Annotated in this window: 8 protein-coding genes; 2 read left to right on the forward strand and 6 right to left on the reverse strand. The window is 72.8% G+C overall.

The window, feature by feature from the left end:
- Positions 1-256 precede the first annotated feature (256 nt).
- The 6 genes from ACF1CT_RS31485 to ACF1CT_RS31510 form a co-directional block, all read right to left on the reverse strand.
- The gene (locus ACF1CT_RS31485) at positions 257-1324 is read right to left on the reverse strand and encodes a class I SAM-dependent methyltransferase (protein WP_391787396.1); all 1068 of its coding nucleotides are present in this window, start codon (positions 1322-1324) and stop codon (positions 257-259) included.
- A 201-nt stretch (positions 1325-1525) separates the two neighbouring features.
- Complete coding sequence (locus ACF1CT_RS31490) at positions 1526-2722, reverse strand: glycosyltransferase (RefSeq protein ID WP_391787397.1); 1197 nt, start codon at positions 2720-2722, stop codon at positions 1526-1528.
- Positions 2719-3540 (reverse strand): alpha/beta fold hydrolase, encoded by an 822-nt coding sequence (locus tag ACF1CT_RS31495; RefSeq protein WP_391787433.1) that lies wholly within the window; start codon positions 3538-3540, stop codon positions 2719-2721. Before ACF1CT_RS31495 ends, ACF1CT_RS31490 begins: the two co-directional genes overlap by 4 nt.
- 9 nt (positions 3541-3549) lie before the next feature.
- Positions 3550-3876 (reverse strand): acyl carrier protein, encoded by a 327-nt coding sequence (locus tag ACF1CT_RS31500; RefSeq protein ID WP_391787398.1) that lies wholly within the window; start codon positions 3874-3876, stop codon positions 3550-3552.
- On the reverse strand, positions 3873-8321 hold the full coding sequence (locus ACF1CT_RS31505) for a beta-ketoacyl synthase N-terminal-like domain-containing protein (RefSeq protein WP_391787434.1): 4449 nt from the start codon (positions 8319-8321) through the stop codon (positions 3873-3875). The genes ACF1CT_RS31500 and ACF1CT_RS31505 overlap by 4 nt, the downstream gene beginning before the upstream one ends.
- An 80-nt stretch (positions 8322-8401) precedes the next feature.
- Positions 8402-15304, reverse strand: a complete 6903-nt coding sequence (locus ACF1CT_RS31510) for an SDR family oxidoreductase (RefSeq protein WP_391787399.1) — start codon at positions 15302-15304, stop codon at positions 8402-8404.
- A gap of 972 nt (positions 15305-16276) precedes the next feature.
- Between ACF1CT_RS31510 and ACF1CT_RS31515 the strand changes: the two genes are divergently transcribed.
- Positions 16277-16822: a TetR/AcrR family transcriptional regulator gene (locus ACF1CT_RS31515; protein WP_391787400.1), complete on the forward strand. Its 546-nt coding sequence runs from the start codon at positions 16277-16279 to the stop codon at positions 16820-16822.
- A gap of 127 nt (positions 16823-16949) precedes the next feature.
- Positions 16950-20105 (forward strand): helix-turn-helix transcriptional regulator, encoded by a 3156-nt coding sequence (locus ACF1CT_RS31520; RefSeq protein WP_391787401.1) that lies wholly within the window; start codon positions 16950-16952, stop codon positions 20103-20105.
- Positions 20106-20402 lie beyond the last annotated feature (297 nt).

Raw genomic sequence — 20402 nt, forward strand, 5'->3', positions numbered from 1 at the left:
ACCGAGATCCGGACCACACGCGGACCCGTGACCTGGCACTGGACCTATAGACGGGGGTCGCCCGGCTCTGAACGAAGCTCCTGGTGGACACGCGTGATCGTGGTCGAGAGCCCGTCCGCCAGGAGCCTCGTCGTTGTGCAGGCGCGCCCACCCTGCCGTCAGGACAGTGGGGTCGGAATGGCGGCGAAGCCTGGAACACGTCGGTTCGGGGCACCGGGCCGAGCAGCCGGGGCCGGGACGGCCCTCGTCCCGGCCGTCAGTTGCGCCGGGCCACGATCCGGTACGCGTTCGACACCCGAAGCCGGTACGACAGCGGCCGTATTGCGAACCGGTCGAGCAGGGTGCCCACCACCAGCGCCGGGATACCGGCGACCAGCAGTGCCCCGCGCAGCGTGCGGCGCAGCCGGCCCGGTGGCTGGGGCAGCCACGGCGCGTCGTCGCGCGGTGCGACGTGGTTCAGCACCAGCCAGACGGCGGCCAGCAGGTCGACCGGGTCGTGCGGCTCGGCATGCTGCTCGGCGACCACCGTGAAGCCCATCTCCGTGAGCCGGTCCCGCAGATTGGCCACCGGGACGAAGTGCAGGTGCTGCGGCTGGAGCCAGGGCAGCCACCAACGGCCGAGCAGCTTCGCGTAGCGGCTCTCGGGGTCCGGCACCTCGATGAGGAGATGCCCGCCGGGCCGTACCGTCTCCCACGCGGCGCGCAGTTCGCGGTCGGGCTCGGTGCTGTGTTCCAGGTAGTGGAACATGCTCACCACGTCGTAGTGGCTGCCCAGTTCGGGCGCGAGGTCGGGAAAGCTGCCTCGGTGGCCACGGTCCACCCGGCCCTCCCGCTCCGCCAGTTCGACCCCGTCGGTGAAGTCGAGTCCGTCGAATGCGGTGTGGGGCAGCACCGCCCGCGCAGCCGCACAGAAGTGACCGTGCCCGGTCCCGACGTCCAGCCACCTCTTCGGCGCCGAGTCGTACGGCAGCATCGACTCGGCCCGCCCCCGGTACATCTTGGTACGGCCGCCGAAGGTGTCACCGAGTTGCTTCTCGCCGAGCCCGTCGTAGAAGTCCCGGTAGTAGAAGTCCAGTCCCCGCGCGTTCAGCCGAGGGTTCTGAAAGGTGTGGCCACAGCCCTCGCAGCGGTCAAGAACGAAACGGCCCGGTTTGTGCTGGAGCAGATCGGTGGTGCGCAGCCGGGTGGTCAGCTCCTGCGAACCGCACCATGGGCAGTTGGTGCGGCGCGGCTCGAAGAAGCTCTCCCAGCCGGTGGCGATGTCCGCCTGATAGGCGGGCCGCAGCCGGGCGATCCGCTCAGCGGACTCGGTGTCTTCGCTCATCTGAACTCCCTGGCCGTTCCCGGACGTCATGGCGTTGTACCGGCTGGTTCGCGGTGTGCGAGAGGGTCTGTCGAGGTCGTGGCGGCTCGGACGGGGCAGGGCGGAGCCTTCCCGGGCCACGGCGTCGCTCGCCCGACGCACAGCGCGATCATGGAGACAATGAAGCGTCGCCGGGGTGTCCGGCTTCGCCGTCGGGGATGCTCACGAGCGTCCTCCCTTCCTGCCCGTCGGCTTCCGGAAGGACTCGTCCAGCTCAACGAGCCGGAGCGCGGCGGCACGGGCCCCGCCCGCGGCACGCAGCGCCGTACGGATCCGGTGGGCCTCGGCGCGGTATCCGGGGTCGTCCAGGACGGAGTCGACCGCCGAGGCCAGCTTCCGGACGGTGACGCGCCCGAACCGCACCCGCACCCCTGCCCCGGCATCCACCACCTGTCCGGCCACCACCGGCTGGTCGTCGCGGATGGGAGCCACCACGAGCGGAACCCCGTGCCACAGCGCCTCGCACACACTGTTGTGGCCGGCGTGGCAGACGACCGCGCCCATGCCCCTTTCCAGAAGGGCGAGTTGCGGAACGGACGGCACGATCAGCACATCCTTGTCGCCGTCCCGCGCCGCGAGCACGCCGCCGGGATCGACGATGACCCCCTGTACCCGGTCGGCCCGCTCCCGCAGTGCGCTCCGGCACACGTCGAGGAACCTGCCGCCGACATCGGCGTTCGCCGTGCCCAGTGTGACCAGGACGGTGGTGCGACCGGCGTCGAGCCATTCCCACGGGAAGGCGGAGGCGGACGGACGCGCCGTGACCGACGGGCCGACCCAGCAGACCCCGTCGTGTGCTGGACCCGCCAACTCTGGTGCGCTGAAGGCGAGGACGAGATGCGGCGAGAAGCGGGGGTCGGCCGTGCCCGCCGGATCTCCGACGGCCTCCCGGAGCGCGCCCAGCCGTTGCCTCAGCCACTGGCCGACCTTGGGAAGTCCGGCGAGGGGGTCGGTGAACTCGGCCGACGTGGTCGCCGAGGTCGCCCACGGCAGGCCCAGCCGCTCCGCGACCAGAGCGCCCGCGAATGCCTGCTGGTCGGCGACGACGACGTCCGGCCGGAACGTCTCGACAGCGGCCCGGACACCCGGGGCCATCGCCTCGGCCAGCGGCAGCAGATAGTACTCCCACAGGAACTTCAGTGCCTCCGGACCGCGCAGCTCCGCCGGCCGCTCGCCGCGGGGCGCCCCGGCGCACGCCATGACGGGCCCGGCCCCGGGGCCCGCGAGTCGGCCGACCAGCGCCGGATCGGGACACACCCACGCCACGGCATGCCCTGACGCGACGAGCTCGGCGGCGACACCGACCGTCGGGTTGATGTGCCCGACCAGGGGCGGGACGACGAAGAGGAAGCGGCTCACCCGGCCACCTCCGCCGCCACCGGCCCGGCGGTGCGGCCGGCCTCCTCGACGAGCGCCAGGATGTGCCCGCCGACCGTCCCCGAGGCCTCCACCAGGACCGAGTGTTCGTGCCCCGGGATCACCACGGTCCGGCAGTCCGGAAGCGCTGACGCCAGCCAGGGCGCGAGCTCGGCGAGATCGGAGTCGCCGCCGTACAGGCCGAGCACCGGACAGCGCACCGCCATGATCTGACTTTCCGTCAGGACGCTGCTGACCGGGATGTCCCGGCCGAGGGTGGTCTCACGCGCCAGTCGGGCCGCTCCCTTGGCCAGGCGCGCGGTGTTGTGCCCGCGGTGGGTGCTGATCCAGGCGATCGCGTCCGGCTCGTTGTGGGCGAGCTGGGTCACGACGCGGTTCAGGATGCCCCCCAGCTTCTCCGCCCAGGCGGCGGTGGCCGGTTCGGACTCGATGAGGCTGACGCTCGCCGCCCTTCCGGGGTGCCGGGCCGCGAAGCCGAACGCGATCGTGCCACCGAAGGAGTTGCCGACCAGATGCACCGGACCGGTCACCGCCAGCCGGTCGAGCAGCGCCTCCAGGTCGTCGATGTTGTGCTCGACGGTGTAGCCGTCGGCAGGGCGTTCACTGCGCCCGTGGCCGCGCAGGTCGTACATGACGACATCGAGACCGGCGGCCGCGAACGCGGGTGCGACGGTGAAGTAGTAGCTGGCCAGGCTGTCGGTGAGCAGACCGTGCACCAGTACTGCGGTGGCGACGGCCGGCCGGCCGTCGCGGGGACCGATCCGCTGTACGTGCAACCGGACGGCGCCGGTGTCGACCATCACCACGGCTCAGCTCGCCTCCCCGGTCTTCAGACCGGTCACGACGTACTCGACCAGCCGTCCGACGGTCAGCTCGATGATCTCGTCGAACTCCATACCTGCCAGGAACTCCGCGAAGTTGACCCGGTCCCCGTACCGCTCCTGAAGCAGCGCGGCCAGGGTGACGAGGTCGATGCTCTCCAGCTCCAGGTCACGGTTGAAGGTCGTCCTCATGCCGATCTCGACGTCGTCGAGGCCGTACTCGTCCTCCAGGAGCCGCGCCAGCATGCCGGTGAGGTCGGCGAGGACGGACTCCTCGTCGGCGGTGACGGGGATACGGGGGGTGGGTGCTGTCATCGGGCGTCGTACTCCTTAGCGGTCGGATTTCCCGTCGTCCATGCCACCGCGTACGCGCGCGCCGGGAGCCGGGGCGGGTTGGTGGCCGGCACGCAGTGCACGGTGTAGGCGCGTTCCAGGCGGCCCGCGACGGCCAGCCGGTCGCCGGCCGGTGTCGCGTCGAGGACGGTGAAGTCCCGCGGCCGGCCGCCGAATCCGGTGCCCTCCGCCTTCGCGACGGACTCCTTGGCCGCCCAGAAACGGGTGAACCACAGGGCCTCGCTCTCGCCGGTGTCGGCCGACAGGCGGTGCAGCAGCCGCAGCTCGTCCCCGCCGAGGACGGAGGCGATGGCCTGCGGGGTGCGATCGGTGACCTCCTCGATGTCGATGCCGGGGCCGGGGCCGGTCCGGTGCGGTCGGACGATCGCGACGGCCGCCTCCGCGCAGTGGGCCAGCGAGACGTCCAACGGGGGCAGGACCCGCCCGTGCACTCCGGTGACGTACGGACGGCCCGTCTCGTCGTTGTGCACCCGCAGTTCCGCCGGGAAGACGGGGCCCTCGCCGTGGTCCCACAGCCACTGCCGCACCGAGTCCTTGGCCGCGATGCGTCCCAGCAGCCACTGCCGACGCCCGCGCGGCGCGTGCCGCGCGTACTCCGCGCGCTCCGCGCCGCCCAGGGAGTTGCGCATGATCAGCTCCCGGGACGCCAGGTCCGGCCACCTCTCGTGCAGCAGCCGCCAGCCGCCGGGCCGCGGCTCGGACAGGGTGTTGCGCTCCGGGAAACGCTCGACGGGCCGGGTCCGCGGGTCGTTGTCGAAGCGGCGGTCCTGCCAGCCGTACAGCTCCGCCCACACGGTGCCCCCGGCCGTCAGCTGTACGTCGGCCTCCAGCAGGGCGTCGGTGAGCGAGGTGACGCGCACCAGGCATTCCACCTCTGTGCCCGGCACCGGATGCGGCCCGTAGAACCGCATCTCCCGCATCCCGACCGGGAACACGACGGTGCGCTCGGAACGGGTCGCCATGATCCAGTAGCCGAGGATCTGGCCGACGTTGTCCAGCAGCGCGCCGGGCGCGGATGGGGTGGTGAGACGTCCGCGCACGTGCTGGTCGCCGATCGCGGTGAGTTCGCTCACTCCCTGGAACGCCGGGCCGTGGAACATCCAGCGCTCCGCGTAGAGCTGGGCAGCGGTGTGGTCGGGGACGCGCTCGGCTCCGGCATCGGTGGCCCAGGGAGCGGGGGGCGGGGTGGGGTACGCGGCGGCGAGCTCCACGGTGGCGCGGGCCCGCGGGCCGAAGGAGACGGCGAGAAGGCCCGGGCCCTTCGGCGCCACGGTCACCGGCACGTCGACGGCCGGGGTGGCGGTGAGCCACTCGTCGAACCGCGCGCCGTGCACGGCGACCGGCAGCCCGCCGGGGGCCGTCTCCCGCGCGGCGTCCACGATGTGCTGCACGATCGTCGTGGCCGGGACGACCGGCCACCGGTCGGCGACTTCGGGCCAGCCGGGCCGCTGAGGGAAGAAGCAGTGGTCCAGAAGGTAGGGCATGGTCTCGGGCGAGACGTGGACGGTCGTGCCCCGCGGTCCGACCGGTGGGGCCGGCACAGGCGTCCTCGTTCTCGTCCTCGCGGACATGAGGGCGGCTGCCGTGTCCGCGGTCTCGCTCAGCAGGGCGCTCAGTTCGGCGGCCACCGGGGAGCTCCCGGCGAGGGAGTCCAGCGGTGACGAGCCGGCCGGGACCCGTGCACGCGCGGGCGCCCGCAGCCCGGCCCGCAGCTCGGAAAGACGCTGGGGCGAGAGGGACACCAGGGCACCGCTCAGGTCCAGTCGCAGCGGTGGCCGTTGGTCCGTGGCCGCCGCCTCGACGGGTCGTGAGGAGGGCGTCGCCGTCGAACCCGCCGTCCACAACGCGGTGGCCACCCGGCGCAACTGGGCGAGGCCGCTGCGGTGGGGCGAGTTGGCGGCGACCACCAGGTGGTCGCGACCGCTCAGGGTGTCGCTCACGAGGGAACCGAGCTGACCGGGTCCGACCTGGACGAACACCTGGTGACCTGCCGCGTTCAGAGCCTCGGTCAGCTGCCGGAAGCGCACGGGTTCCAGCAGATGCCGCACGAAGAGAGCCCGGATCCCCGCCTCGTCCTCCGGGAACGGCGCGGCGGTCGTGCCCGACCAGAGCGGGGTGTGCGGTGGATGCAGCCGGAACCGGCGGGCGGCCTCCTCGAACGGCCCGAGATGGGGGCGCAGCATCGGGGTGTGGAAGCCCGAGCGGAACGGCAGGACCTGGCTGAGGACGCCCTGGGCGCGACGTGCCCGTACGAAGTCCTCCACCGCTGCCTGCGGGCCGCACACCATCGACTGGCCGGGGGCGTTGTCGTGGGAGAGGACCAGGCCCGCCCGGCTGCCGCCCTCGTCGCGCAGGGCCGCCAGAACGTGCTCGGCGGAGGCGCCGATCGCGCCGAAGGCGAGTCCGGGGACCGTCACCGAGGCGGGGTCGAAGGCGGCCATGAACGCGTCGACGTCGTCCCCGGAATACAGTCCCGCCGCCGCCATGGCCGTCCACTCGCCGACGCTGTGTCCGGCGACCGCGCCCGGCACGATCCCGCTGCGGCGCAGCGCCGTGTCCAGGAGGCGGCCGACGGCGACCACGCCGAAACCGTGGCGGCCCACATCACCAGTCCGGTTCGCGTCGACCGCGGGAGCACGCAGACCGAAATGGGCGGCCACGTCGTCGACCTGCGGGTGGAACTCGCCCTCCAGTCCCGGGAACAGGAATGCCGGTCCGCCGCGGCCGGCGCCCAGGAGGGGGCTCGGCCGGAACCAGACGTCACCGCGTCCGTGCCAGCCCCGCTGCCGGGCGACCGCGCGGCGGGCCAGGGCGAGCCGTTTGGCGGTCGGGGCGACGATGCCGAGACGGGCGGGGCCCGCCTCCGGGTGCGGGTGGCCGGGGGCGAGGCCGGCGGCCCGTACGGTGTCGTCGTCGGCGTCCAGCAGGGCCGCGAGGCGCTCCGGGGAGTCGGCCGCGAGCAGCAGGACCTGCTCGGGCTCGGCGACCCCCAGGACCGGGCGGGCCGGCACGCTCGCGCGGGACCCGCGGACGCCCGGCGCCTCATCCAGTACCACGTGCGCGTTGATCCCGCCGAAGCCGAACGCGTTGACCGCGGCCCGGCGAACGGGTCCGTGCGCGGTGGTCTCCCAGTCGGTGGCCTTCTCCAGGGTGCGGAACCGGGTGCGGGCCAGGGCGGGGTGCGGGTCTTCGCAATGCAATGTCGGCAGGAGAGTGCGGTGGTGGACGGCGAGCGCCGCCTTGACCAGACCGGCGACCCCGGCGGCCGGCATGGCGTGCCCGATCATCGACTTGACCGATCCCAGTACCGCGTCGCCGTCCCCGGGGCCGAACACCTCGGCGAGGGTGGCGAGTTCGGCGCTGTCGCCTGCCGGGGTCGCGGTGCCGTGCGCCTCCAGCAGGCCGATCGAGCCCGGCTCGGCGGGGTCGAGTCCGGCCGCTCGCCACGCGTGCCGCACCGCCTGCGCCTGGCCGCCGGGCTCGGGGTTCATGAGACCGGCCGCCCGTCCGTCGCTCGCCACACCGGTGCCCCGGATCACGGCGTAGATCCGGTCTCCGGCCCGCTCGGCGTCGGCCAGCCGCTTGAGGACGACGACACCCGTCCCCTCACCGATCAGGATGCCGTCGGCGTCCCGGTGGAAGGGCCGGATGCGCTGGCTCGGGGAGAGTGCGCGCAGCTGGGAGAAGACACTCCACAGTGTGATGTCGTGGCAGTGGTGGACGCCTCCGGCGAGCATCACGTCGCACCGTCCGGAGGCGAGTTCGCCCACGGCCTGGTCCACCGCGACAAGTGAGGAGGCGCAGGCGGCGTCCACCGTGTAGGCGGGTCCGCGCAGATCGAGCCGGTTGGCGACCCGGGACGCGGCGAGGTTGGGCACCAGGCCGATCGCGGACTCGGGGCTGTCCGGACCGAGACGCTCGGTGAACGCCTGCCGCACCCTTCCGAGCTGGTCCCCCGTCAGATCGGGGAGCAGCTCCCCCAGTGTGCGGACCAGTTGACCGGCCGTACGGACTCGCTGGTCGAGCCGGACCAGGCCGGGCGTGAGATAGCCGCCCCTGCCCAGGACGACGCCGACCCGCCCCCGGTCGGGAAGGCGATCCGTGCCGCCGGCGTCGTCGAGGGCGGCCGAGGCCACGTGCAGGGCGATGAGCTGGTCGGGTTCGGTACCGGCCACCGAGTTCGGCATGATCCCGAACCGGGTGACCTCCACCTGCGCGAGCCCGTCCACGAACCCGCCCCGGCGGGCGTAGACCTGGTGCGCGACGGCCGGGTCGGAGGCGGTTCCCGGGTGGTAGTACTCGGTGTCCCAACGCCCCTCCGGTACCGCGCCGATCGCGTCCACGCCGTCGCGAAGGTTGCGCCAGTAGGCGTCCAGGTCCGCGGCGCCCGGCAGCAGTACCGCCATCCCGACGATGGCCACCGGGACTTGGCGCGCGGCCGTGACCTGGCTGCCGAGACCGTGCCGGGGCGGCGCCGCCACGACCGTCACCAGCCCGAGGCGGTGTGGACGACGGCGGTGGCGGACTCCTCGCCCCAGGCGAGCTCCCGCAGCAGCGCCGCGGTGCCCTCCTCGGGATCGATCAGCCGGATGCCGCGCCGGGCGTACTCCCGGGCCAGTTCGGCCCCGATCATGCCGGTGTGACCGGCCGAGGGCGCCCAGGGGCCCCAGTGCACCGTCACCGCGCGCCGTCCGGTGCGGGCGGCGAACGCCGCTCCGAGGGTCTCCAGCGCGTCGTTGGCTGCCGCGTAGTCCACCTGGCCGCGATTGCCCAGGACTGCCGATATCGAGCCGAAGAGCACGGTGAACGCGGGCGGTGCGGGCAGTTCCTCCAGCGCGGTGAGCAGGGCGTCGGCACCGGTCGCCTTCGTGGCGTAGACGCGTCGGAAGGAGTCCGTGCTCTTCTCGGCGATGAGCCGGTCCTCGATCACACCGGCCGCGTGCACCACGCCGTCGAGCCTGCCGTGCTCGGCGTGGATCTCCTGCACCGCCTGCAGTACCGCGTCCGGTTCGCGGAAGTCGACCGATCGGTAGCGGGGCCGTCCGCCGCACGCGGTGATCTCGGCCAGGGTGGCCGTGATCTCCCGCTGGGCGAGCAACAGCTCGGCCGCGCGGTTGATCTCGGCCGGCTTCAGTGCGCCGCGGGCGGCGAGCGCGGCGCGCAGCTCGGCCGGGGTGCGCGCGGACGCGGTGTCCTCGGCCTCCGGGCCGTCCGGGGCGGGGGTGCGGCCGAGCAGTTCCAGACGGCAGCGTGCGGTGCCGGCGAGCACGGCGGCGAACTGTGCGGTGATGCCTCGCGCTCCTCCGGTCAGCAGCACCACCGAGTCCTGGTCCAGGCCGAGCGCCGCGGCCTCCGAGGTGCCCGCTCCGGCCGGTCCGGCGCCCGTGCTGCCGAGCACGCCGAGCGGCGCCGCCACCAGCTCGAAGCCGTGTCGGCCCGCCGCCGTCCGCAGCACGACCGGCGTCCGGTCCGGCGCGACGGCCTCGGCGATCACGGCGTGCGCGAGCGCGGACGGCGAGGCGTCGGCGACCTCGACGATCCGGGCCACCGTCCGCGGATACTCGTGCACCACGGTCCGGAACAGACCTCGCAGTCCCGCGGTCCGGGGCCCTGGGGCCTCACCGTCGACGGGCCGGACGGCCAGCAGCCATCGCGGGGCGCGTGCCAGGGCGGCCTTCAGCACGGGGAACGAGGCGGGCAGCAAGGGCGTGTCGTCGGTGCCCGCGAGGGCCCCCAGCCACAGCACGCCGTCCACCGGGCCGTCGGTCTCCGTCAGGACGTGGTCCCGGGCCCGTGTGCCGACCTCGGCGCCATGGGAGGCCAGGCGGGCGGCGACCTCGGGGGCGTCGCCGAGCAGGATCCAGCGGGTGCCCGCGAGAACGGACGACGGGTCGCTGTCGGCGTCGGCCGGTTCGTCGAGGAGAACCGGGCGCAGGAGGTACCGTCCGGGGGGTTCGGCGGTGACCTCGTCCGGTCCGGGCTCCGCCGCCGGGACGGCGGGCCGTTCGGCCGGGCCGCCCGTCCGCGCGGTCAGCCAGTCGGTCACCGCGGTGGTCGTCCGTGCCTTCGCCAGCTCCTCCAGCGCGTCGTCGTCCAGCGCGGCGAGGCCGGAGCCGGCCCCGGCACCCAGCCGCCGCGCCAGTTCGCCCGCGATCTCCGCCCGCTTGATGGAGTCGATGCTGAGGTCCGCCTCCAGGTCGAGGTCGGGCTCGATCATGTCGACGGGGTAGCCGGTGCGCTCGCTGATGATCTCCAGAACGACCCGCTGGACGTCGGCCGCTCCGGTGGGTTCCACGGCCGGCGGCTCCGCGGCGGTGACCGGCGTGCCCCGTTGCGGGTCCTGCATCGGCGGCTGTGCCGAGGGAAGTTGCGGCACGGCCTGGATGACCTGCGGGGCCGCCGGGGACGGGACGGCCTGCGCGCCCGGGGCGGATCCGAGGTAGGTGAGCAGCACGTCCCGCTGGGCGGCGATCATCTCCCTGCTGGTACGCAGGAACTCGGAGATGAGCGCGTCCTGGTCGGATGGGGCACTGTGCGGGGAATGCGTCGTCACAGTCGTCTCCAGGGTCTCCGTGACTCGTCGGGCCGGTGCGAGCGCACCGGGGAGGAGGGCGCCGTCGGCGGTGCGGACCAGTTGTCCGTCGACCGTCCATCCGGGGTTCTTCGGTGTCGGGGTGCGTGCCGCGTCCACCGCGTCCCGGCCGCGCAGCAGCCACCTGACGTGCACCGGCGACCCCGCGACGGCGAGTTCGGCCAGGGCGTCGAGCCAGCCGCGCAGGCCGCTGCCCGGCCGGGGTTCGCAGGCCACCGTGCGATGCGGGCGATCGCCGAGGATCTGCCCGACCAGCCGGGTCAGAACCGAGCCGGGGCCCGCTTCGACGAAGACGCGTGCCCCGGCTTCGTACATCGCCTCGATCTGCTCGACGAAGGCGACCGGGGCACTGATCTGGGCGGCGAGTTCGGCCCGCACCGCGTCACTGTCGGTGCTGTACGGGGTGGCCGTGCGGTTGGACCACACCGGATATTCGGGCGCGTGCACCGGCCGGGCCGCGAGCGCCTTGGCGAACCGGTCGGAGGCGGCTGCGACCAGTGGGCTGTGGAACGCGCAGGCGACGGGGATGCGCTTGACACCGTGACCGGCCTCGCGCAGCAGCCGGACGGCCTCGTCGACGGCGTCCGTCGGTCCCGAGATCACCGTCTGGCCGGGCGAGTTGCGGTTGGCGACGACGACACCGTCCGGCGCGGACACCGCCCGGAGCGCCTGTGCCACGTCCTCGGCGCCGGCCGAGACCGCGGCCATGGTCCCGGGATCGCCCCCGTCGTCCCCGTCGCCCCGGGCGGACCGCGCGGCTCGAAGGATCGCCGCCGCTCGCTCCGTGCTCAGCTCCAGCAGCGTCTCGGGGGTCAGTGCGCCGGCCGCGCACAGTGCCACCAGCTCGCCGTAGCTGTGCCCGGCGGCCATGTCCGGCTGCACACCGGCCGCGGTGAGCACGGCGTGCGCGGCGAGTCCGGTGACGCCGAGGGCGGGCTGTGCCACGCGGGTGTCGGTCAGTGCCGCCCGTTGCCTCTCGCGCGCGGTGTCGTCGAAGGCGGCGGGCGGATACAGGGTGTCGGCGTGGGCGCGGGCGAGTTCCAGATAGGGGCGCAGCTCGGGAAGAGCGACGAACAGGTCGGCGAGCATGCCGGTGCGCTGGCTGCCCTGGCCGGGGAAGAGGAACGCCACCTTGGCGCCGTCCCGGTCGCCGGTTCCGGCCCGGTGGACGCCGGGTGCCGGAGCGTGCCCGTCGGGGTCGGCCAGGACCTGCCGCAACTTCTCGACGAGGTCGTCCACGTCCGTCGCCACGATGGCGACCCGGGCCGGGTCCCCGCTCGCGTCCGACCGCCGGGCCGCGCTCAGCGCAAGGTCCCGAAGTCGCCACGGCCGGTCGCGGTGCCGAGCGGTCGTGAGGAGCTCCTCCATCGCCCGGCGGGTCGCGGCCTCGTCGCGTCCGCGGAACACGAACAGTTCGGCCGGCCAGGCGTCCAGGGCCCGCACGGGCGGTACGCCACCGGCGTGGGCGGCCAGCACCACGTGGAAGTTGGTCCCGCCGAAGCCGAACGCGCTCACTCCGGCGATCCGCTCCTCCGCGGGCGCCGCCCATGGCCTGGCCTCGGCGTGGAAGGCGAAGGGGCTGGTGTCCGCCCGCCAGGCCTGGTTGGGAGTCTCGACGTGCAGGGTGGGTGGCCGGACACCGGTGTACAGGGCCAGCAGCGTTTTGATCATGCCGGCGAGACCGGCGGCGCACTTGGTGTGGCCGATCTGCGACTTCACCGAACCGAGCGCGCAGCCGCCAGGTTCTGCCCCGGCCTCGGTGAACACCTCGCTGAGAACGCGCAGTTCGGTGCGGTCGCCGACGACGGTCCCGGTGCCGTGCGCCTCGATCAGACCGACGTCGGCCGGTGAGACGGCGGCGTTGCGGTAGGCGCGTTCCAGCGCCGAGCGCTGGCCCTCGGGCCCGGGGGCGGTGAGACCGAGTGAGCGGCCGCCGCTGGAGGAGCCCAGGCCCTTGATGACGCCGTAGATCCGGTCGCCGTCCCGCTCGGCGTCCGCGAGGCGCTTGAGGACGACGCAGGCGATGCCCTCGCCGAGCGCGATGCCGTCCGCCGAGTCGTCGAAGGCCCGTGAACGGCCGGTGGGAGACAGGGCGTGCACGGAGGAGAACAGGACGTAGTCGTTGATGCCGTTGTGGAGGTCGGCACCACCGCACAACACCACGTCGGAGGTGCCGCCGGCCAGCTCCTTGCAGGCGACGTCCACCGCGGCCAGCGACGAGGCGCAGGCGGCGTCGACGGTGTAGTTGGCACCGCCGAGATCGAGCCGGTTGGCGATCCTGCCCGAGATGACGTTGGCGAGCATGCCGGGGAAGGAGTCCTCGGTGAGTCTCGGGAGCTGGTCGTCCAGACCCGCGGGGACACGGCCGAAGTACGAGGGCGTCACCGCCCGCAGCGTGGCCGCGTTCGACAGGTCGCTGCCCGACTCGGCGCCGAACACCACCGACGTGCGGGAGCGGTCGAACTCCCGTCCCCCGTAGCCGTATCCGGCGTCCTCAAGAGCGCGCCGGGCGGCCTCCAGGGATAGCAGCTGCACCGGTTCGGTGCTGCCGAGAGAGGTCGGCGGGATGCCGTAGCGCAGCGGGTCGAAGGGGATGCGGGGCAGGAAGCCGCCCCACTTGGAAGGGGTGGACTCACCATGGTGGACGGCCGGGTCCCAGCGCTCGGGCGGGACCTCGCTCACCGCGTCGACTCCGGCGACCACGTTCGCCCAGAAAGCCGGCAGGTCGGGCGCCTGTGGGAACATGCACGCCATGCCGACGACGGCGACGTCGAGCGGGGCGGGCGCGACGGGCTCCGGCACCTCGCTCGTCGGGGCCGACCGCGTCGCCCGCCGGGTGAGATGCTCGACGGCGCCGGTGGTCACCGACTCGTGCAGTGCCGCGACGGTCGTGGTCGCCGAGCGCAGCACGGCCACCTCGCCGGCCATGAACATCCCCTCGGCGAGCTGGCGCCGCTCGTCGACCGGGGTCAGACAGCCGTCGGCGGAGCGGTCGACGCCCTTGCTGGCGACGCGCAGCCGGCCGACGTTCAGCCTCTCCAGTTCCTCCCAGATCCGCCGGTCAGGCACGCCCTCGGCGCGCAGCCGGGCCTCCTGGTCGCGGTAGCCGACGGTGAAGGGGCTCGGCACGCACCGCGTCGCGTGCCCCGGCGCCGACTCCAGCAGCGTGGTGCGCTCGGCCTCCAGGACCTGCTGCTGGAAGAGCGGCCGGACCGCCCCGCGGGATACGGCCTCCTCGGTGAACAGATACGCCGTGCCCATCAGCACACCGACGGCCGCGCCGCGCGCGGTCAGCGGCGCGGCCAGAGCGGCGACCATCGCCGCCGACCGCTCGTCGTGCACTCCGCCCGCGAGGAACACCTCCAGGTCCTCGGCCTCGTGGCTCTCCAGGAAATCCTCCAGGACGGCCAGTTGGGCCTCCCAGAGCGCGAAACTGCCGCGCGGTCCCACATGCCCGCCGCACTCCGAGCCCTCGAACACGAACCGGCGCGTCCCGGCCCGGAGGAACTGCCGCAACAGCCCCGGCGAGGGCACGTGCAGAAACGTCCGGATGCCGTCCCGCTCCAGGGCCTGCGCCTGGGACGGCCGCCCACCGGCGATGATCGCGTGAGTCGGCCGCACGTCCCGTACGGCCTCGATCTGGGCCGTACGCACGTCCTCCGGCGCGAAGCCGAGGACCCCCACGCCCCAGGGACGGCCGTCCACGGCGTCTTGTGCCTCGGTCAGCATCGTCCGCGTCCGCGCGCCGTCCGCCAGCGCCAGGGCCAGGAAGGGCAGTGCTCCGTCCGCCGCCACCGCGGCGGCGAAAGCGGGTCCGTCGCTCACCCTGGTCATCGGTCCCTGCGCGACGGGGAGCCGGGTGCCGAGCGCCCGGCTCATCGGCGATCCGGGCCGCAGCGCCCGTGCGGCCGTGTCGTCGCGGACGGCGCCCAGCGCCGCTTCCCGCAACGCGCGCACCGTTCGGCGCACATCGCCCCACCGCTCGGCGAACAGGGTGGCGAGGAAGCCGTCCTGGCCCACCGGGAGCAGCTGGGTCCGCGGATCCCGCCCGCCCAGAAGCGCCGCCACCTCCTGCGGCCCGGCCGCCTCCGCAAGGCTCGGGGTGTCCGGGCCCCGCCGGAGCAGGACACGGTGACCGGCCCGGACGACGGTTTCCGAACCGTCGACGGTGCGCAGCACGGCGGCGACCGGTTCGGGCAGCGCCGACTCGGCGAGCAGCGCGAGCTGGCCGTCGAGGACGACACCGGCCGCTCCGCCCGCCACCGCGGCGGCGGCGGTGCGCGGGCCGATGCCACCGCACGCCCACACGGGCCGGGTCACCTCGGGCGCGGCGAGGAGCCGCTGGAGCAGGACGAAGGTGCTCAGCTCGCCGATCCGTCCGCCGCACTCGGTGCCGCGGGCGATCAGGCCGTGTGCCCCGGCGCGTAACGCGTCCCGAGCCTCCTCCAGGCCGGTGACCTCGACGAGCACGCGAAAGCGCGCCGCAAGCCCGGCGATCGTCCAGGCCGCGCCTGCTCCCCCGGCCGCCGCCGCGACCGCGAGGACCACGGTGTGCGGACCGTCCGGAGCCAGGTCGGCCGGGGTGAGTGCGCAACGCGCGTCGACCCGGACGCCGAATCTGCCCGAAGCCGTGCGCCGCAAGTGGGCGAGGGCCTCGCGGGCTCGCCGGTCGCCTGACCCGAGGTCGAGCACGCCGAGACCGCCGGCCCGGCAGACCGCCAGGGTGAGCCCGGCATCGGGCTCACCTAACGGAGTGATGCCGATAATCATTTCTTCGGAACGCACAACGGAGTTCATCGTTCTCCGAATCAAGGGTGAGACTGCACGGTGGGGGGTTCTGTACAGACGAGGCGGCTCACCGGCTTCCTGCAGGGAAAATCCCACCGCGGACCGCCGATATGAAGCGTGTGTTCGAAGCGGATTGAAAGGTAGTGGCCTGGTTACTCGCCGGTCAAGGTTCAAGTGAGCGATCGTTAGCTGCTTTGTCGATCGCGTCGGCCGCGGATGGAGGGCGAGGCGGGAGAAAAACGGCTGAATTCTTTTCCGGCGAGGCATCGCCCACCAGGGCTGTTGAAACTCTCTTTACTGTGCGTCCGGTCGGGGATTGGCCGGTTGGGGTGCACAACGGATCGGGCACGGGCCTCGCGTGTGCTCAAGGACGGTCGACGGTGACGCCCCGGGCCGGGCAACGGCTGCCCGGGCGACCGGTCGGCACCGCGCAGCCGCGGCCACTGTTCCCGTGGCCGCGCCCGATCGCGCGCCCGGGCGCGCGATCGCCACGAACACGAAGGTGCCGAGGGCTCGGCCCGCCGCACCGCGCGTCGCCGGTATCCGCTCTCCTTGGTCATTCCACGGCCGCGCAGGGACCGGGCCGGGGCGGGCACGAAGGCGAGCGAGGCCGGCCAGGACCTGCGCCACGGAGAAGGCCGGCCGGACCGTCGCCCCCGCACACGCGCCTCGTCACGCGGCAACCGCGCGGCCTGCCGACCACGCCGGCGGGCAGGGGCGAGGGAGGCCGGAGCCCGCGTCCCGGACCTTTCGGCCCCACTCCGAAGCTCGACGGAACCGCCTCGCGGGCAGCGATCTACAATCGGGACGGACAACCCACCTGACCGCGGAAGCGCGCCCTCCTCCCGACGGCGTGCCGGGAGGCCCGCTCACGTGAATGCCAAGAAGACGCCCTCGGCAACCGCCCCCGTCGCCCCGTCCCCGGGAGCCGCGGCACCTCCTCCCGCCCTGCGCGCAGACGCCCGACGGAACAGGGCTCGCGTGCTCAAGGCGGCCCAGGACGCCTTCGCCGCCGAGGGGCTGGCCGTCCCTCTTGACGAGATCGCCAGACGGGCGGGGGTGGGCGCGGGCACGGTATACCGGCACTTCCCGACCAAGGAGGCACTCTTCGAGGCCGTCATATTGAGCCGCGTCCAGGAGTACGTCGGAGCGGCGCGGGAGTTGATCACCGACCAGGACCCGGGGGAGGCACTGTTCACGTTCATCCAACGCATGATCCATGAGGGCGGGATGAAGAAGGACCTCGCCGATGCCCTGACCGGCGCCGGCGTCGATGTCACGGGCGCCTTGTCCGGCGTCACGAGCGAGCTCAACGATTCGATCGAGGCGCTGCTCACCCGCGCCCAGGCGGCGGGCGCGGTGAGAGGTGACATCGGCATCACGGAACTGATGACGATCATCGCAAGTGCCTTCCTGGCCAACCGGGCCCATGTCGGCGACATCGAACTGCATCAACGAGTGGTGGCGGTCATCCTGGACGGACTCCGGGGTGGACCTGCCGGAATCGACAAGGTTTTGCCTGGATAACGGAATACGCGCATGAAGTGCCATTCACTCGAAATGTGCTTCATCCCCTGCTCCGGCGAGCGCAGATTTCCAGCCTTTTGATGGCGAGTACACGATCCCCGCACCCCGAGGGCAGCTCCCGATTAAAATGAGTCCGAGCTGTCCGAGGAGAAAATGCATTCGAGAGGCGAACAATCGGGGGAACGATGGGTCCATTGCGCATCTCCGCGCACGCCATCACCGGAATAATCGAGGAGACGCCGTACCGGCCGACCGCTCGGCACGGCACCCATGTCGGCGTGGCGCCGCTTCCCGCAGTTCGCGGAAAATCGACACAAGGTCCCAATTGTCCAGAAGCTTGAACGGGCCCTCGGGCGACGAGCCTCGGCGCTCGGCCGTCCGCCGCACGGAAGTACGCCGATTCCGTTCCGTGCTCGGGTCGCTTCGACGAGACGCCCACAGCAAGGTCATCGAACTGTCCGGGGAACCCGGATCCGGCAAGACACATCTGCTCACCGAGTTCAAACACGAGGCGGAGGCGATGGGACTGCCCGCGCTGAGCGGCTGCTGCGCGGAGACCGAACAGCATCTCCCCTACCGTGCGTTCACGGCGATCACCGGCAGCAGCCTCATGGTCCAGGCGCTGCGGAACCTGACGGTCACCAACCTGGACCTGCTGACTCTCATGCTCACCGACAAGCTCGCCGGCCCCGGGGAATCAGCACCGCGCTCTCCTGCGGAGCAGCAGTCCGCCTCCCAACTGGCGGCGCGGTACCTGCTGATGGACTGCTCCCGCGATGGACTCGTCTTATTGTTCGACGACTTCCACTGGGCCGACACCATGTCCACCGAACTGGTCGAGCACTTCGTCCAGTACCCCCTCGACGTTCCCCTGCTCCTCGTCATCGCCCACCGGCCGCGCCAGGCATCCAGCAGGCTGCGTGAGGCGGTCACCCGCGCCACCGCGGCGGGCGTGGTCGAAGGGATGCGGTTGAGCCCGCTCTCCATCGAGCAGTCGGCCGAGGTCCTCGGCCTGTCGCCCGCCGATCCGCAGTTGCGGCATCTGCACCGGCAGAGCGGCGGAAATCCCCTGTATCTGCGGAGTCTCGCGGGGACGGCGGCAACCGATGACCAGCACGGCGCGACGGACCACACACCAGCCCCTCCGGACTCCCGGCCCGGCGGATATCCCCTGTCGTCCCAAGCCGCGTCGATCCTCAACGAAACCGCGTCACTCACCCCGGAGGACGCCTCGGTGATCTCAGCCGTCGCAGTCCTCGGCGACGGCTTCGACCGGGGCGCTCTCGCCGAGGTCGCCGGGCTGCCGCCCCGCGAGGTGATACCCGCGATCGACCGGCTCGTCGCGAAGGACCTGCTCAAGCCGGTGAACCGCGACGCGTCCCTCGCACTGCGGCATCCGGCTCTGCGCCCCCTCCTCCACGCACATGTCTTCCCGTCATGGCGAGCTCGGGCCCACCGCCGGGCGATATGCCTGCTCACTCGGCGCGGCGCCCCGGCAGCCGATCTCGCCCGTCATGTCGTCGCCGCCCCCGACGCCTCCGACCCCGGCGACGTCCGCATCCTGGAGCGCGCGGCACGGAACGCCCTGTGGTCGGAGCCGAGTCGTTCCGCCCTCTGGCTGCGGACAGCCCTGCGCATCCTGCGGGAGTCGGAGCGTCCCGATGCCCACATCGACCTGACACTCTCGCTGTTACTGGCCCGTGCCCTGATCTTTTCCGGCGAGCTCACGGACGGGCACCGGCTTCTGCGGAACCAGGCGTTGTCCCTCCGTGAACAACCCGCGCACATCAGAGTGCCCGCCGTCGCCCTCCATGCCCTGGTGGCATACCTCCTCGGCCATCGTGACCAGGCCCGTGCCCTGCTCGCCGACGAGCCGGCGCGCCCGGACGCCGAGCCGCCCGTCGAGGCGGTGCAGCTGTATCTGGTCCAGTGCCTGATGGGAGCAGCGAGCTCTCGTCTCCCCTCCACCGAGCAGTTGGAGTCGGCGGTGCGCGTCGCTGTCGCGCACCGCGACCGTGTCGCCGAGGCCGGCGCGCTGGCACTGCGCGGCCTGTGCCAGGCGCTGGGCAGCGAACTGGAGGATGCGGGCCGGTCGCTGACCGCGAGTGCGGCGTTGCTCGACGGATTTCCCGAACACCTGCTCCAGCGGTGTTCGGAGTACCTGGTGATCCAGGGCCGGGCCGAACTGCTCATCGGGCGATTCACCACGGCCAAGCAGCATTTCGAGCGGGGTGTGGCCCTCCTGCGCTCGTCGGGACACACCCATCTCCTTCCCAACATGCTCATCGGGCTCGGCCACGCCTGCATGCGGATCGGCCCACTCGACGAGATGCTCCGGGCGGCCGCCGAAGTTCAGGACATCGCTCAGCGGATCGGCGCCTACCAGTTCTACGGGGCCGCGCTGGCCCTGAGAGCCATCGGAACCAGCCTGACCGGGGCACAGGACGCCGCGGTCGCGGCCCGGGCGGCCGAGAAGGCACTCGCGGCCGTCCCGCCGGACGCCGCCCACCACTGGGGAGTTGTCCTGCCGGTCGTGTTCGCCAACACCGCACGCCTGACCGGCACCCCCCATCGGTGCGTCGCCACCATCCTCAGATCCTGCGGCGGCCCTGCGCTGCAGGCGGTTCCCCCGGTCCTGCGAGCGGCCTGTTTCGAGATACTCGCCGACGCGGCCGTCGAGGCCGGAGAGACCGCCGCCGAGTGGGCGGCCTCCGCTGTGGCCATCGCGACGAGGCTGCCGGGGCCGTTCTCCACTCCGTACGCCACGGCCGCTCAGGCGCATGTGCTGCGCGGCCGCGGCGACCACCGCCGCGCCGCACAACGGTATCTGGACGCCGCCGGGCACTTCGAAGAAGCCGGTCTCATCGGTGACGGGATGCGCGTGCTCATGCGGGGAGCCGCCTGCGCGGCCGCATCCGGACAGCACGGCCAGGCGACGCGGATGCTGGCCGGAGCGGAAGAACTCGCCCGGAGATTCGGAGCGTCCCAGCGCTGCGCGAACCCGGTGGAGGCGAGCCACGCGCACGGTGACGACAGCGGATGTCCGGACAGTCACCCGGATGCGACGGAGACACTGTCGATGCTGACCAGAAGGGAGAGCGAGGTCGCCGCTCTGGCAAGCACCGGAACGCGTACCCGGGACATCGCGAAGGAGCTGCGGATCAGTCCGAAGACCGTGGATGTCCACCTCAGCAGGATCTACCGAAAGCTCCACATCCACTCACGGACGGAGCTGGCCTGGCTCATCGCCGAACTCGGCGGTCTGCCGACCAGGCCCGACTGATGCCTCGCGTGATACCTCGACGGCCGGAGGCCGGGGGCCGCCGCGCGGGGGCGGGAGCCGGTTTCCGCCGCACCGGGGCTGCCCCGTAGTCCCCGGTGGATCGGCGCGCGGTGCCGGACGCGGCGCTTCGCAGGCCGGAGGGGCGCCCTCGTACCGGGTGTACTCGGGCGGTCCGACAACGCGGCGAGGTGGCGCGGCTTTCGTCGCACGCCGCCGGGAATCACCGGACGGCTCCTACGGGCCGGAAAACGACGGCGGGCGGGCTCGCGGCGCCCTGCGACTCCGCCTCCTGTTGCT

The organism is Streptomyces sp. NPDC014734 (assembly GCF_043083325.1).
In the GTDB taxonomy this organism is placed as follows: Bacteria; Actinomycetota; Actinomycetes; order Streptomycetales; family Streptomycetaceae; genus Streptomyces.

What these genes read in the sequence shown, in the direction of transcription:
- ACF1CT_RS31485 (WP_391787396.1), bottom strand. Translation starts at nt 1,324, where the DNA reads ATGAGCGAAGACACCGAGTCCGCTGAGCGGATCGCCCGGCTGCGGCCC.
- ACF1CT_RS31495 (WP_391787433.1), bottom strand. Translation starts at nt 3,540, where the DNA reads ATGGTCGACACCGGCGCCGTCCGGTTGCACGTACAGCGGATCGGTCCC.
- ACF1CT_RS31500 (WP_391787398.1), bottom strand. Translation starts at nt 3,876, where the DNA reads ATGACAGCACCCACCCCCCGTATCCCCGTCACCGCCGACGAGGAGTCC.
- ACF1CT_RS31505 (WP_391787434.1), bottom strand. Translation starts at nt 8,321, where the DNA reads ATGGCGGTACTGCTGCCGGGCGCCGCGGACCTGGACGCCTACTGGCGC.
- ACF1CT_RS31510 (WP_391787399.1), bottom strand. Translation starts at nt 15,304, where the DNA reads ATGAACTCCGTTGTGCGTTCCGAAGAAATGATTATCGGCATCACTCCG.
- ACF1CT_RS31520 (WP_391787401.1), top strand. Translation starts at nt 16,950, where the DNA reads ATGAGTCCGAGCTGTCCGAGGAGAAAATGCATTCGAGAGGCGAACAAT.